The sequence below is a fragment of the Geobacillus proteiniphilus genome (assembly GCF_001908025.1).
In the GTDB taxonomy this organism is placed as follows: Bacteria; Bacillota; Bacilli; order Bacillales; family Anoxybacillaceae; genus Geobacillus; species Geobacillus proteiniphilus.
Genome location: NZ_MQMG01000040.1, coordinates 24197 through 37615 on the forward strand (window position 1 = coordinate 24197; position 13419 = coordinate 37615).

Below are 13419 nucleotides of genomic sequence, written 5' to 3' on the forward strand. Positions count from 1 at the left end.
CCGTTTCCGTTTATTGGCTTACTTTGACCATGGCGGGCCGCAGCACGCGGTCTTTCAGCTTATAACCTTTTTGCAGCTCCTCAACAACCGTGTTCGGCTCATAGCCTTCCGCTTCCGCCTGCATGACGGCTTGGTGCAAATAAGGGTCAAACGGCTTCCCGACCGCCTCGATCGCCTCGACGCCTTCTTTCTTCAAGGCATCAACAAGCGACCGGTACACCATTTCCATCCCTTGCAAAATCGATTTCGCCTGTTCGTTGTCCGTCTCTATTTTCAATGCGCGTTCAAAGTTGTCAAGCACCGGAAGCAAATCGCTCGCCAAGCTTTGGGCGCGGTATTTTTCAGCCGCTTCCATCTCCTGGCGCGTCCGGCGGCGGAAGTTTTCAAAATCGGCGTACAGGCGGAGATACCGGTGTTCCATCTCTGAAAGCTTCGCTTCCAATTCGGCGATCTGCGCCTTGGCCGCCGCCAACTCCTCGGCCGTTGGCGCTTTTTCCGCCAGCTCCGCCGCTTCCTCCCCACCGGCCTCTTCAAGCGGAACGCCGCCTGATTCCCCCTCGGACTGCGGGGCGGCTTCTTCCTCGATCGGTTGCTCCCGCTCCGGCTCATCGTATGTAGCTTGTTCCATCACTTGTTTTTCTCCTTGTTCCATCGCTTTCACCTCCCTGCCGGGGCTCTTCCCTTTTATGTATCAATGGCCACAAGGAAAGGATGGATGCGCGATCCATCCGTTACCCAATATGGCCATTCTTATTGACTTTGATACCATTTCGTCAACGCGGCCGACAAATCGGAAGCGACGCGGTTTAAGACAGTGATGACGCGCGAGTATTCCATGCGCGTTGGACCAAGAATCGCGATCGCCCCGAGCGGCTCATCGCCGACCGAATACGTCGCTGTAATCAAGCTGCAGTTTTCCATGCCGCGCAGTTCGTTTTCATGCCCGATCGAAACCCGCACTCCTTTTTGGTTTTGCTTGCGGAGCAGGCGATAAATGTCTTTTTCCTGCTCAATGATGTTTAGAAGTGGGCGCACTTTTTGGATGTCACTGAACTCCGGCTGGTTGAGCATATTCGCCTTGCCGGCGAAAAACACTTTTTCTTCTTCAGGGGCATCGAGCGTCTCAATGAGCGTATTAAGCACGCTGTCGTAGTTGCGGATGTGCCGGCGCAATACGTCGGCCACTTCCGTCTCCATTTTTTCTTTCAAATCAATGAGCGGAACGCCGTTCAACCGCTCGTTGAAAATGTTGACCATTTTTTCAAGGTCGCCGGCGTCCATCGATGACGGGATCGTCACGACCCGGTTTTCGACATGGCCGGTGTCCGTCACGACGATGGCGACGGCTGTCTGTTCGTTGAGCGGAACGATTTGCATCCGCTTCAGCTTGCTTTCTTTAAACGCTGGCCCGAGCGCGATGGATGTATAGTTCGTCAGCTCGGATAAAATTTGCGCCGACTTTTGCATCAATTTTTCCAGCTCATAGATGCGCTCGGCAAACACGGAGCGGATTTTTTGAATGTCCGCCCTTGTCAGCCGCTGCGGCGGCAGCAAATGGTCGACGTAGTAGCGGTATCCTTTTTCCGACGGCACGCGGCCGGAAGAAATGTGCGTTTTTTCAATATAGCCGAGCTCCTCCAAATCCGCCATCTCATTGCGGATCGTCGCCGAGCTGAACGCGATTTGATGCTTTTTCGATAACGTCCGCGAACCGACCGGCTGCCCAGAACGAATGAAATCGTCGATAATCACCTGCAAAATCAGCAGTTGGCGGTCCGTTAGCACGTGTCTCACCTCTGTTAGCACTCGAACAATTCGAGTGCTAAATCTACTATTAGGGTAGCAAATCGCCCGGCAAATGTCAATGTTTACATTCCGCCGAGGAACGCGGCGAACACTTCATTGCCGAGCAGCTTGCCCCGTTTTGTCAAGCGGATGTGGGTCGCCGTTTCCTCGAGGCGTCCGTTTTCGATTTCCCGGCGGATCGCCTCGCCAAATATGTCGTGGAGGTCGCGGCCGAACTTTTGCCGGAAGCAGGCTTTGGACACCCCTTCCGTTTTGCGCAGCCCTAAAAACATTTCCTCTTCCATTTGCTCGCGGGCGGTCAAGCGGTGTACGTCTCGGTGCGGCCATTCGCCGCGTTCGATCGCGCTGATGTAATGCCGGATGGGACCGATATTAGCCCGACGCACTCCGTCGATATAGCTGTGCGCCCCAGCGCCGATGCCGTAGTACTCCTCGTTGTTCCAGTACGTCAAGTTGTGCCGGCTTTCAAATCCCGACAAAGCATAGTTGCTGATTTCATATTGCCAGTAGCCGCAGGCTGCCGTCTGCTCCATCGCCGCTTCGTACATCGCTGCTTCCGCTTCTTCGCCCGGAAGGCGGAGGCGACCCTTCCGCCATTCGTTGTAAAAGATCGTTTTCGGCTCAAGGATCAGCGAATAGGCGGAAAGATGCGGCACATGAAGCGAAAACGCCGCTTCCAAATCGGCCGTAAACTGCTCAAGCGTCTGCCCCGGCAAACCGTACATTAAATCAATGCTGATGTTCTGAAACCCGACTTCTCTGGCCAACGCTACAGCCCGTATGACGTCGCCTCGCCGGTGCGTGCGGCCGATCGTTTGCAGAAGCTGATCGTCAAATGTCTGCACCCCGAGGCTCAGCCGATTCACTCCGGCATCGCGCAAAATAGCGAGCTTTTCTTTCGTCAAGCCGTCCGGGTTGGCTTCGACGGTAAATTCGGCCGTTTGCGGGTCAAACTGAAAATGGCGGCGGATGCTCTCAAGCAAACGGCCGAGCTGCGCCGGCCCAAGCACCGTCGGCGTGCCGCCGCCGATAAAAAGCGTCTTGAGCTGGCTGCCAAATTCCGCCGCCGTCCACGCCATTTCTTTGTCCATCGCCCGCAAATAGTCGTCAATCGGCTGGCCGGCGGCGAATACTTTGTTAAAATCGCAATAATGGCAAATATGGGCGCAAAATGGAATATGAAAATACGCTGAAACGGCCATCGGTCCTCCTCCTTTCAGCCGGCCGGCGCCGCAGGAAACAAACAAGGCTATCCCCAACGGAGACAGCCTTGCTCGTTATTTTTTCTGGTCGTCGATTTTCAAGACGGCCATAAACGCTTCTTGCGGCACTTCGACCGACCCGATTTGTTTCATCCGCTTCTTTCCTTCTTTTTGCTTCTCAAGCAGCTTCCGCTTCCGCGACACGTCGCCGCCGTAACATTTTGCGAGCACGTTTTTGCGCAACGCTTTGATTGTCGAACGGGCGATGACCTTGTTGCCGATCGCCGCCTGCACCGGCACTTCAAATTGCTGGCGCGGAATCAAATCTTTCAGCTTTTCAACGATCGCTTTGCCGCGCTCGTACGCAGAGTCGCGATGGACGATAAACGATAAGGCATCAATTTTTTCACCGTTTAGCAAAATATCCATCTTGACGAGATTGGACGGCCGGTAGCCGATCAATTCGTAGTCGAATGACGCGTACCCTTTCGTGTTCGACTTTAAAGCGTCGAAAAAGTCGTAGACGATTTCGGAGAGCGGAATATCGTAAATGAGCATGACGCGCTTTTCATCCAAATATTGCATATCGACAAACGTGCCGCGCTTTCCTTGACACAGCTCCATCACCGGACCGACATAGTCGTTTGGCACCATGATCGTCGCTTTCACATACGGCTCTTCAATTCGGTCGATTTTTTGCGGGTCGGGCATGTTCGTCGGGTTGTCGACGTCAACTTCCGTTCCATCGGTCAAATGCACCTTGTAAACGACGCTCGGCGCGGTCGTGATCAAATCGATATGAAATTCGCGCTCGAGCCGCTCTTGGATGATTTCCATATGAAGCAAGCCGAGAAATCCACAGCGGAAGCCGAACCCAAGCGCCTGCGACGTTTCCGGCTCAAAGTGGAGCGCCGCATCGTTCAATTGCAGCTTCTCGAGCGCCTCGCGCAAATCGTTGTAGCGCGCCGTATCGATCGGATACATGCCGCAAAACACCATCGGATTGAGCTTCCGATAGCCCGGGAGCGGCTCAGCTGCCGGCCGTTCGGCATCGGTGATCGTATCGCCGACGCGCGTATCTTTCACGTTTTTAATCGAGGCGGTCAAATAGCCGACATCACCGACCGTCAATTCGTCGACAACTTTTTGCTTCGGCGTGAACACGCCGACTTCCGTCACTTCAAACTCTTTGCCGGTCGACATCATTTTAATGCGCTGCCCTGGCTTCACCGTTCCGTCGACGACGCGGACATAGGCGACGACGCCGCGGTACGGGTCATAAAGGGAATCAAAAATGAGCGCCTTCAGCGGCGCATCCGGATCACCCGAGGGAGCCGGAATTTTTTCGACGATTTTTTCCAAAATTTCTTCGATGCCGATGCCGACTTTAGCCGAAGCAAGCACCGCGTCAGAGGCGTCCAAACCGATGACATCCTCAATTTCTTGACGCACCCGCTCCGGTTCGGCGCTTGGCAAATCGATTTTGTTAATGACTGGCAAAATTTCTAAATTGTTGTCGATCGCCAAATACACGTTGGCGAGCGTCTGCGCTTCAATGCCTTGCGCCGCATCGACGACCAAAATCGCCCCTTCGCAAGCGGCCAAGCTGCGCGACACTTCGTACGTAAAGTCGACGTGGCCCGGCGTGTCGATCAAATGGAAAATATACTCTTCGCCATTTTTCGCTTTATATGTCAACTGAACCGCATTCAATTTAATCGTGATGCCGCGCTCGCGCTCAAGCTCCATCGTATCGAGCGTCTGCTCGCGCAATTCACGCTCCGACAGCGCCCCCGTTTTTTCCAAAATGCGGTCCGCCAGCGTCGATTTTCCGTGGTCAATGTGAGCAATAATCGAAAAATTGCGGATCCGTTCCTGCCGTTTCAACCGTTCTTCCCGGTTCATCGTCTCTCACTCCTGCTTCTTCGCAAAACTACACTAGCTTTGATTATAGCAACAGCGCGAAGAAGATTCAATGATGAACGAAAAGCCAAGCCGCCGTTCGGGCTTTCCGGAAAGACGCGAAACGGCCAGAGCCGCGCCAAGAAAACAACCGACAATATGGAAAGTGCAGCACTTTGTGCTCCAGCCGGCGGACGGCGTCCAAAAGAAAAAGCCGCCATTGTGACGGCACGTCCCTGTTTCGTCCGCACATGATCGGGCTAGTCCAACGCCCGGCCGACGAGCGAAAACAGCATTTCCATGAGCGCGGTGACGGCATCGGCAAAAAGTTGGCCGAGCCTAGAGAACAAGTTGAACGTTTTCAGCTCGTGAATCGTTTCTTGCTTTTCTCCTAAATCTCCAGCAACGACCGGCCGGCCGAACACCGCCGCTTCCACCTCACCATTTTCCCTTTTTTTCATATCGATGACGGACGGAAACGACGGATCGGCATAGCCGCGCATCCGTTCAATGCCGCGATGCGCCTCTTGCATGCCAAACAACACACCGAAAAAAAGAAGAAAGATCGCTAGAGTAAAGCGGATGAACCATCTTGCCATAGTGACGCTCCTTTACTTTTTCTCCGCCGGAGCCGGCGCTTCGACTTTTTCCGCCTGCCAATAATAGTCGCTGAACACCTCAGCGAGCGCCGACACGGACCGGAACAGCTCAGTAAACGTATTGTCGACACCGCCGACTTCAATTAAAATCGCGTTTTCCGATAAATCTTGATTAAACTTGCCGTTCGTCCCGGCTCCTTTTTTCTCGATCACCCCGCGGCTCAGCCCTGGATATTTCTTTTGCAGCAACTGATGCAACGCGGTAGCCAGCTGCAAGTTTTTCTCGTATGTCGCGTTTTCTCCGCCAATAATGAATGCGACACGCGCATAGTCAACGCCGTTGATCGTAACGGTCGTATATTTTCGCCGCCGCGAATCGCGATGGATATCGATGAAATAGTGCAAGTCACGGTTTTGCTTCATTGCCGCAACCACTGTTTGCCGGGACATATCATACGATTGGGAGTATTTCATCCCTTTCTTTAACAATTCGCTGACAATGTCGATTTTGCTCACTTCAGCCCCGATGCCGCGCTTTTCCAGTTCTTCCGCTAACTTTTCCCCCACTTTTGTTATGTTGACCGTCGGATGAAACGCCAAATCCGGGTCGGCCACCCCTTTGAGCGCTGGCAAAAACGACTCATGCGTATGGGTATTGTAAATGTAGACCACTTTTTTTCCTCCCGTCGTCTGCGATGGCGGGGGAACCGGTTTTTCATCTTCGCTCTTGTTTGCTTGTTCGAGCTCCTCCACCGAGGCTTGCCGCTCAGCAAGCATCACCCTAAGCGGCGGCGCTGATTCGTATGGCATGTTCGTATAATCCGTTCCTTCACCAGCGATGAGAATTTTGCTGTCATAAAGGGCAAAGCCCGGCAGCTCGCTGCCAAGCAGGCTGCGCGGGTCATCGGGATTGATGCTCGTCGCCAGGCGGAACAATAGCGATGAGTAATTCGTCTGCCGCCGATCTTTCGGCAGCAGCTGCGCAAAATATCGATTTTCCAAGGCGAACAGACGAATGAACGTCTCTTCCGGAAAATGGGCCGCCATATCGTTCAGCGATGATGACGACGGACGGTATTCCGGCCGCAGCGATGTGAGCGCTCCGACAAGCATAAACATCATCATGCAACCAAGAATGATGAGCATCAACAGTTTCTTTAGACTAGCTCCTGGAATCGCGATCATGACGTTTGGGGAGCGCCATCGTTTCATATTCCCACCCTTTCCCGGCTTGTCTCCTCAGTTTAACGTATGGCCAAGCGGGAAAAGATAGAACCGTTTTTTTGTCTAATGGGTGTAGGAGCCAACATTGCCTTGATCGACTTGCCGATGCAGCGCCGCATTCAAACCGCCGGCTAATAAGTTGGCCATATCGCCGATAAACGAATCGATTTCTTTCGGGGTCACCATCAAATTATGCCCAAGCGGCGCGAGCACTTCATAGATGAGGCGCCGCTTTTCTTCATCGCCAAGCGTGCCGACCATGCCAAGAAACGTCGACCGTTCTTGCGGCGACGGCATGTCTTGTTCCGTCAATTTTCGTTTGCGCCCAAACGTCCAGCCCGCCGGAGCGAGCGCGCTTGATGGCCGTTTCCCTTCGCGCATTTCGCGGCCGAAGTGCTTCAAAATGAAATCGATCGTGTCGCTCGTGATCGAAACGGCGTCGACGACCGTCGGAACGCCGATCGAAATGACCGGAATGCCAAGCGTTTCATAGCTTAACTCTTTCCGCTTGTTGCCGACCCCGGAGCCGGGATGGATGCCGGTGTCAGAAATTTGAATCGTCGCGTTGACCCGTTCGATCGAGCGGGCGGCCAAGGCGTCAATCACAATGACAAAATCCGGCTTTGTTTTCCGGACGACGCCGTCGATAATGTCGCTCGTTTCAATCCCGGTCGTCCCCATCACCCCCGGAGCGAGGGCGCTCACCGGCCGGAAGCCTTCCTCGACGCTTTCCGGCTGCAGCTGGAACAAATGACGGGTGACAAGCACGTTTTCCACCGTGAGCGGCCCGAGCGCGTCCGGAGTGACGTTTTGGTTGCCAAGCCCGACGATCAAGCAGCTCGCTTGATCGGGAATGCGGAGCCGCTTGAAAAAGGCGCTGAGCTGCTCGGAAAAAATGCGCTGCACTTTTTGCTGCAGCTCGGTGTTTTGTTCGCGGATGCCTTGCGCTTCAATCGTCACGTAGTGGCCCGGCTTTTTGCCGATCGAGGCCGCTCCTTGTTCCGTGACATGCACATGCGACAGCTTGACGCCGTCGATCTCCTCGTCACGGATCATGACTCCCTCAATCGGCGCGGCGCTTTCTTGTTTTTGCTGCAAACGCTCCTCGAGTGCGATCTCATGCGCTTCGATCGCTAAATCCGTGCGCACCGAGTACTGGCGTAAATCGAGCGGCTGTTCCATGTCGTTTCTCCCCATTTCTGCCGTTTTCTTTTATTGTCGCCGCAATCGGGCCCGGTCATTCATGTTTCGTAAAGGATTTTCGCTTGAACACTCTTGCATAATCAAAACACGTTTGATAGAATAACACTTGTTCTTCCTGTTGTTCACAACAGAAATAGGAACGATAACGGAGGTGAACGAACGTGGCTAACATCAAATCAGCGATCAAACGCGCGAAAACGAGCGAAAAGCGCCGGGCTCACAACGCCTCGATGAAATCGGCCATGCGTACGGCGATCAAAAAATTTGAAGCGCTTGTTGAATTGAAAGACGTGGAAAAAGCGCGCGAGGCGTTCATTATTGCGTCGAAAAAATTAGACAAAGCCGCAAGCAAAGGCCTTATCCATAAAAACGCCGCCAGCCGGCAAAAATCGCGCTTAGCGAAAAAATTGAACAGCATCCAAGCTTCCTAATCAAAAACGACCTGGCGCCAGGTCGTTTTTTTGTTTTTCTTTTGTTCACGGCCAAACGGCCGGGCGATCGCTTCATCGCCGGCCGTGACGCCCCGCTTGCGCCGGGCGGGTGCCCCACCGCATCAGAAGCAGCTCAACGGCCAACCGGCGATCGACCGCCCCGCTTTTCACTTCGTAATCGGCGTCAGCGAGCTCGTTGATCGCCTCAGCAAGCTCTCCGTCAGCGAAGCGGGCCGCTTGAGCAAGAGCGAGCTTGACGCGGAACGGGTGCACCTTGAGTGCGGCAGCAATTTGCGCCTGTCCGTAGCCTAAGGAGGCAAGCCATTTCACTTGCGAAAGCAAGCGGAAATGGGCGGCGAGCAGCGCCAAAATTTTGATCGGCTCTTCATTGTTTTCAAGCAGATCATAAAACGTCTGCAACGCCGCTGGAATGTCGCGCTTCGCCACTTGCTCGACAAGCACAAATACGTTTTCTTCCGGCGTGCGGGCGACAAGCCGTTCAACCGCCGCCGCCTCGATGGTTCCGCCCGATCCGGCAAACAGAGCCAATTTATCGATTTCATTCGCCAAGGCGGAAAGCTGCGTCCCGGCCCGCCGCAACAGGACATCAATCGCCTCGTCGCTTGCTTGCGCCCCTTGGCTCTCGATGCGGCGCCGCACCCAGGCACGCAGCTCCGCTTCGGCGAGCGGGGCGGCGATGACGACTTCGCTTTGCTCTTTGGCAAGCTTCGTAACTTTTTTTTCGCTCATCAAGCTTCTCGTACGGCGCGAAAAAGACGACGATCGAAAACGGCGACGGCGCCTTCAAGTACGCCTCCAGCTTCGCCAAATCATGTTCGATCTCCTTCTCTTTTTCAGATGTAAAAAAATATGGATGCTTGATGAGAATGACACGCCGCTCGCCGAAAAACGGCACCGTCTCGGCCTCCTCAAGCGCCGCCTCGACCGGCGTTTCCTCGCAGTCGTACACAGCCAAGTTCCACTCCCGCTCCTCGGGGCCAAGTGCTGCGTTCACCAATCGCTCATACGTTTCCGTTAATAAAAACGGCTCATTGCCGTATAATAAATAAAGGGGAGAAAACCGCCGTTTTTCAATGTTTCCCCATACGCGTTCCAGCATGTTCCCGTCTCCATTCCCTAGCAAACGTCTCTGCTAGAAAAGATACACCGTTTTTCGTCATTTTACAAGGGAACCGGCTGCCGAAAAAACCGGTTCCCCTTTATATAAACGCTGGCCTATAAGTCCTAGGACCTTATCGGCCAGCGGGTTATTTTTATGTTTTCCCGGCTGTTTGAAAGTATTTGTGTCAACTGTTGTCAAGGAAGGAAAAGAAGCGAGCGGCGGTAGATTTTTCACGCGTTTTCGTCTATACTAAAAATGATTGAACGAGGAGGGGGAAAACGATGAACGTATTTGAAAAGGAAGTGCAAAGCCAACGAAATGACGCCGTCGATTCCGCCGTCGGATTCATCGTGTCGTTCGGCTTTTTCGCTACCATGTTCATCATCGCAACGTTGATCGAATTTTTCGGTCGATAAGGATTGCTTACATAAGCAATCCTTATTTTTTGTTTCTGCTGAAACGTTCCGTTTTTTGTGCACTACATCTTATGGTTTCATCACCTGAAAGGTTCCACCGTTTTCGTCATACACATAGCGAATGGCCCCGTTTTCATCCGTCCGCCAAATGATCGCCTGTTGTTGCTTTAGCCGCATGAGCACCTCGGGGGACGGATGCCCGTAGCGATTGTAGCGGCCGACGGAAATGATGGCCGCTCGCGGCTTGACCGTCCGCAAAAACGGCTCTGTTGTCGACGTTTTGCTGCCGTGGTGCGCGACTTTCAATACATCGGCGCGCAGCTCTGGATAGGCGCGGATGAGCGCCTGTTCCGCCTCTTCCTCGATATCCGCAGCAAACAGCCATGTCAAGCGGCCGAGGCGGGCGAGCAATACAAGCGAGCCGTTATTATCCTCATTGTTTCCTGCCTCCGGGTGCAATACGGAAAACGCGGCATCGCCCACCTTCCACCGATCCCCCCGCACGATGGCGGCCATCGGCACGGAAAACGGGCGCGCCATCGCCTTGACGGCCGGCAGCGCTCCTGGGCTTGTGACAATTTCTCTGACGCGCACGGCTTTGAGCACCTCGGGAGCAGACCCGATATGGTCGGCGTCATCGTGCGTCAAAATCAGTTGATCAAGCGTCCTCACCCCTTGGGCTTTTAAAAACGGCACGACAACGTCCCGACCGACCGCAAACGGCCGCGACCGCTTGCGCCATGGTTCCTTCGCCCATTCCGGCGTCCCACCGGTGTCAATGAGATAGACCGCTTTTCGATAAGGAAGCTCAATATAAATACAGTCCCCTTGCCCAACATCCAATACCGTCACTTCCCCTTTCGGATCCACATACGGGGCGGCCAGCTGAAGCGCCGTCGCCGCCGCCACCGCTGTCAATCCGCGGAGCAGGCGGCCGCGTTCCCAATCCAAAAACGCCGCCGCAATGGCCGTCAGATAGCCAGCTAAGCACCACGGCCCCGGACGGCCGAGCACAAGCATAAACGAGTAATCGACCGAGAAAAAACGGACAACCGCGTCCGTCAGCTCAATGAGGCGGCTAAACAGCCAAATGAGCGGAGAAAAGGAAAAAACTGCGGATAGAAAAGCAATGGGCAAAATGACAAATGAATACCAAGGGACAAAGAAAACATTCAGCCCTACGCTCCAAACAGAAATTTCATAAAAATGGTAAAGCAAAATCGGCAGCGCGGCGAGCTGTGCAACGAGCGCGGTCTGAAACAAGTTTTGGAGCATCGAACGAGCAGAGGTGAGCACCGACACATGGGCGAGAAGGGCAAACGTGACAAGAAATGATAGTTGAAAACCGACATCCCAAACCATATATGGATCAAAGACGAGCAGCGCAAGCGCTGTCCAACTCAACGCATCCAGCGGATGGATCGTTCCTTTTTTCCACTGGACGGCCAATACAATCATTCCTGTCGCACAGGCGCGCAGCACCGACGGCGAAGCGCCGGCGAGCACCGCATACATAGGCAAGAAAACGAGCAAAGCAAGCACGGCCGCTTCGCGCGTCACAAACCGAATGGCAGCGGCCAACGCAGCGCCGACAAGCAAGGTGACATGGCCGCCGGAAATCGCCAACAAATGGATGAGCCCGAGCCGCTGGTAACCGCTAAGCACCTCCTCATCCAACGAGCGGCGTTCGCCATAAATGAGCGCAGCGGCGATGCCGGCCGCTTCCGGCGGAAACCGGGCTTCAATGCGGCGGACGCCAGCCTCGCGAATCGCCTCAAGCCGTTCGATGATGGTGGGACGGACGCGCACGCAAGCGGAAAGATCGATCGCCTCAGGGAGAAAGAGCCAATGAATGCGGTGGCGGCGCAAATAACGGCGGTAATCAAATGCATACGGATTGCTGGCTGGCATGGGGCGCTCGAGCGTTCCGCTCAGCCGGCACACGACCCCGGGCATAAGACGCGCACGCAGCGCTTCTTTTTCCGCAGCCGTCCGAATGGTGTAACGGAGCTGCACCCGCTCCTTACCAGCTTGCACAGCCGCATGCAATCGATCGCCGTCGATCGCCGGCGCGGCGGAAAAACGAACGGAAAGCAAATGACGGCCGCCGGAAAGGGAAGTTTTGTTATGATGGTCAACGATGAGAAAATAGACAAAAAAGAAAAGAGCTGCAACGAGAGCAGGAAGGAAACAGTGCGGCCGGCGGATGAAAAGAAGAAGGAGATAAATGATAAGGAGAAGACATGTGGTTTTGGACGGCGAGGCCGCCGCCACGGCAAAGAGCGCCGCCGCGGCGGGATAGACGGCTTGTCCTTTCATACTTCACCTCCGCCGCCGGAAAGCAAGGCGAACACATCCGTTTTCAGCGGCACTTGCACGAGCCGGACGCCGGCTTGGGCAAACAGCTCCAAGGCGTACGGGTGGTTTTTGTAGTCTTGGGCGTAATAGACAGCGCGAATGCCGCTTTGAATGATCGCCTTGCAACAATGCAAGCACGGAAAATGGGTGACATACATCTCCGCCCCCTCGGTCGGGACGCCGAACTTGGCGCATTGCAAAATGGCATTCATTTCCGCATGGATCGTCCGTACACAATGGCCGTCAATAACGTAGCACCCTTCATCGGTGCAATGGGCGCCCCCGGCGATCGACCCGTTGTACCCGCCGGCGATGATGCGCTTATCGCGCACAATCGTCGCTCCGACCGCCAGCCTTGTGCACGTGCTGCGCAGCGCCAACAGATGGCTTTGCGCCATAAAGTATTGATCCCACGTGATTCGTTCCATTCTACGTCCCTCCGCTTGTTTCCATACTTTTAGTCTACCCGCCGCCGCCTGCCCCCGTCAACGCCGAAAAACGTCCGCAGCAGCCCTGATCCGCCCATAAACGAGAAGCATTGCGCTCCCCCGCCTCGTTTACGGCACAAGCAAATACGGTTTCAATTTCTCCAGCGTTTTTTCGCCAATTCCGGTTACATTCAACAAATCTTCCACCCGCTGAAACGGCCCGTGTTCTTCGCGATAGGCGATGATCGCTTTTGCCTTCGCCGGTCCGATGCCCGGAAGCTGCATCAATTCCTCTTCCGTCGCCGTATTGACTGCCACTTGCGGCCCGTCCCGAGCTCCATCGCTTGGAGACTTGCCGACGGCATCTGGTGCCGGTGCGGCCTCGCCTTTTGCCGGCACGTAAATCATCATCTCATCGCGCACTTTTGCCGCCAGATTGACCTTCGTTTCATCCGCCTCGTTCGTCAATCCGCCGGCTAGGGCGATAACATCGCGAACGCGGGCGTCTGCCGCCACCTCGTACACCCCTGGCTTCGCGACCGCCCCTTTCACATCCACCACAGCGGTTTTTGGCGCTTCGTCCTTTTTTTCTTCCGGCCGGGCGGCATCCGTTTCAGCCGCCGTCGGCAAGACGACTTGCCCCTTTTCATCCGTCGGATGACGAAACACCCATAACCCCGCCGCAGCGGCAAACAACAAGAGCACCCCCGCTTTCCCATAACGTTTT

The 13419-nt window shown here is 54.7% G+C and carries 13 protein-coding genes and 1 pseudogene; 3 read left to right on the forward strand and 11 right to left on the reverse strand.

Annotated features, from left to right (window positions below):
• Positions 1-10: 10 nt before the first annotated feature.
• The 4 genes from grpE to lepA form a co-directional block, all read right to left on the reverse strand.
• Positions 11-652 (reverse strand): nucleotide exchange factor GrpE, encoded by a 642-nt coding sequence (gene grpE / locus BRO54_RS13400; RefSeq protein WP_074044273.1) that lies wholly within the window; start codon positions 650-652, stop codon positions 11-13.
• A 98-nt stretch (positions 653-750) separates the two neighbouring features.
• Complete coding sequence (gene hrcA / locus BRO54_RS13405; protein ID WP_074044274.1) at positions 751-1785, reverse strand: heat-inducible transcriptional repressor HrcA; 1035 nt, start codon at positions 1783-1785, stop codon at positions 751-753.
• An 83-nt stretch (positions 1786-1868) separates the two neighbouring features.
• Entirely contained in the window at positions 1869-3008 is a 1140-nt protein-coding gene (gene hemW / locus BRO54_RS13410; protein WP_074044275.1) for a radical SAM family heme chaperone HemW, read from the reverse strand.
• 75 nt (positions 3009-3083) lie between these two features.
• Positions 3084-4913, reverse strand: coding sequence for a translation elongation factor 4 (gene lepA, locus BRO54_RS13415; protein ID WP_011231987.1), 1830 nt, complete (start codon positions 4911-4913; stop codon positions 3084-3086).
• A 73-nt stretch (positions 4914-4986) separates the two neighbouring features.
• On the opposite strand from lepA, the gene BRO54_RS13420 reads away from it, so the two are divergent.
• Positions 4987-5136, forward strand: coding sequence for a hypothetical protein (locus BRO54_RS13420; protein WP_161496658.1), 150 nt, complete (start codon positions 4987-4989; stop codon positions 5134-5136).
• Between the two features lie 34 nt (positions 5137-5170).
• Here BRO54_RS13420 and BRO54_RS13425 read toward each other — a convergent pair whose 3' ends face one another.
• From BRO54_RS13425 to gpr, 3 genes are all read right to left on the reverse strand, one after another.
• Positions 5171-5509 (reverse strand): YqxA family protein, encoded by a 339-nt coding sequence (locus BRO54_RS13425; RefSeq protein ID WP_074044277.1) that lies wholly within the window; start codon positions 5507-5509, stop codon positions 5171-5173.
• A gap of 12 nt (positions 5510-5521) precedes the next feature.
• Complete coding sequence (spoIIP, locus tag BRO54_RS13430; RefSeq protein WP_074044278.1) at positions 5522-6721, reverse strand: stage II sporulation protein P; 1200 nt, start codon at positions 6719-6721, stop codon at positions 5522-5524.
• Between the two features lie 75 nt (positions 6722-6796).
• Entirely contained in the window at positions 6797-7915 is a 1119-nt protein-coding gene (gene gpr, locus BRO54_RS13435) for a GPR endopeptidase (RefSeq protein WP_074044279.1), read from the reverse strand.
• A 182-nt stretch (positions 7916-8097) separates the two neighbouring features.
• On the opposite strand from gpr, the gene rpsT reads away from it, so the two are divergent.
• Positions 8098-8367 carry a 30S ribosomal protein S20 gene (rpsT, locus tag BRO54_RS13440; RefSeq protein ID WP_011231991.1) on the forward strand — a complete coding sequence of 90 codons (270 nt, stop codon included), beginning with the start codon at positions 8098-8100 and terminating at the stop codon, positions 8365-8367.
• A gap of 72 nt (positions 8368-8439) precedes the next feature.
• Here the strand turns inward: rpsT and holA are convergent.
• A pseudogene (holA, locus tag BRO54_RS13445) lies at positions 8440-9487 on the reverse strand (DNA polymerase III subunit delta).
• 284 nt (positions 9488-9771) lie between these two features.
• Here holA and BRO54_RS13450 point away from each other — a divergent pair.
• On the forward strand, positions 9772-9906 hold the full coding sequence (locus BRO54_RS13450) for a YqzM family protein (protein WP_011231993.1): 135 nt from the start codon (positions 9772-9774) through the stop codon (positions 9904-9906).
• Positions 9907-9975: 69 nt separating this feature from the next.
• Here the strand turns inward: BRO54_RS13450 and BRO54_RS13455 are convergent, their stop codons facing one another.
• The 3 genes from BRO54_RS13455 to BRO54_RS13465 form a co-directional block, all read right to left on the reverse strand.
• Positions 9976-12225, reverse strand: a complete 2250-nt coding sequence (locus BRO54_RS13455) for a DNA internalization-related competence protein ComEC/Rec2 (RefSeq protein WP_074044280.1) — start codon at positions 12223-12225, stop codon at positions 9976-9978.
• Positions 12222-12692 (reverse strand): ComE operon protein 2, encoded by a 471-nt coding sequence (locus BRO54_RS13460; RefSeq protein WP_074044281.1) that lies wholly within the window; start codon positions 12690-12692, stop codon positions 12222-12224. The genes BRO54_RS13455 and BRO54_RS13460 overlap by 4 nt, the downstream gene beginning before the upstream one ends.
• A 129-nt stretch (positions 12693-12821) precedes the next feature.
• On the reverse strand, positions 12822-13419 hold a 598-nt coding region (locus BRO54_RS13465; protein ID WP_074044282.1), incomplete at its 5' end, for a helix-hairpin-helix domain-containing protein.

Excerpts from the sequence above, each read along its gene's own strand:
- grpE (WP_074044273.1), bottom strand. The coding sequence starts at position 652 with ATGGAACAAGGAGAAAAACAAGTGATGGAACAAGCTACATACGATGAG.
- lepA (WP_011231987.1), bottom strand. The coding sequence starts at position 4,913 with ATGAACCGGGAAGAACGGTTGAAACGGCAGGAACGGATCCGCAATTTT.
- BRO54_RS13460 (WP_074044281.1), bottom strand. The coding sequence starts at position 12,692 with ATGGAACGAATCACGTGGGATCAATACTTTATGGCGCAAAGCCATCTG.
- gpr (WP_074044279.1), bottom strand. The coding sequence starts at position 7,915 with ATGGAACAGCCGCTCGATTTACGCCAGTACTCGGTGCGCACGGATTTA.
- spoIIP (WP_074044278.1), bottom strand. The coding sequence starts at position 6,721 with ATGAAACGATGGCGCTCCCCAAACGTCATGATCGCGATTCCAGGAGCT.
- hemW (WP_074044275.1), bottom strand. The coding sequence starts at position 3,008 with ATGGCCGTTTCAGCGTATTTTCATATTCCATTTTGCGCCCATATTTGC.
- BRO54_RS13425 (WP_074044277.1), bottom strand. The coding sequence starts at position 5,509 with ATGGCAAGATGGTTCATCCGCTTTACTCTAGCGATCTTTCTTCTTTTT.
- BRO54_RS13455 (WP_074044280.1), bottom strand. The coding sequence starts at position 12,225 with ATGAAAGGACAAGCCGTCTATCCCGCCGCGGCGGCGCTCTTTGCCGTG.
- BRO54_RS13420 (WP_161496658.1), top strand. The coding sequence starts at position 4,987 with ATGAACGAAAAGCCAAGCCGCCGTTCGGGCTTTCCGGAAAGACGCGAA.
- BRO54_RS13450 (WP_011231993.1), top strand. The coding sequence starts at position 9,772 with ATGAACGTATTTGAAAAGGAAGTGCAAAGCCAACGAAATGACGCCGTC.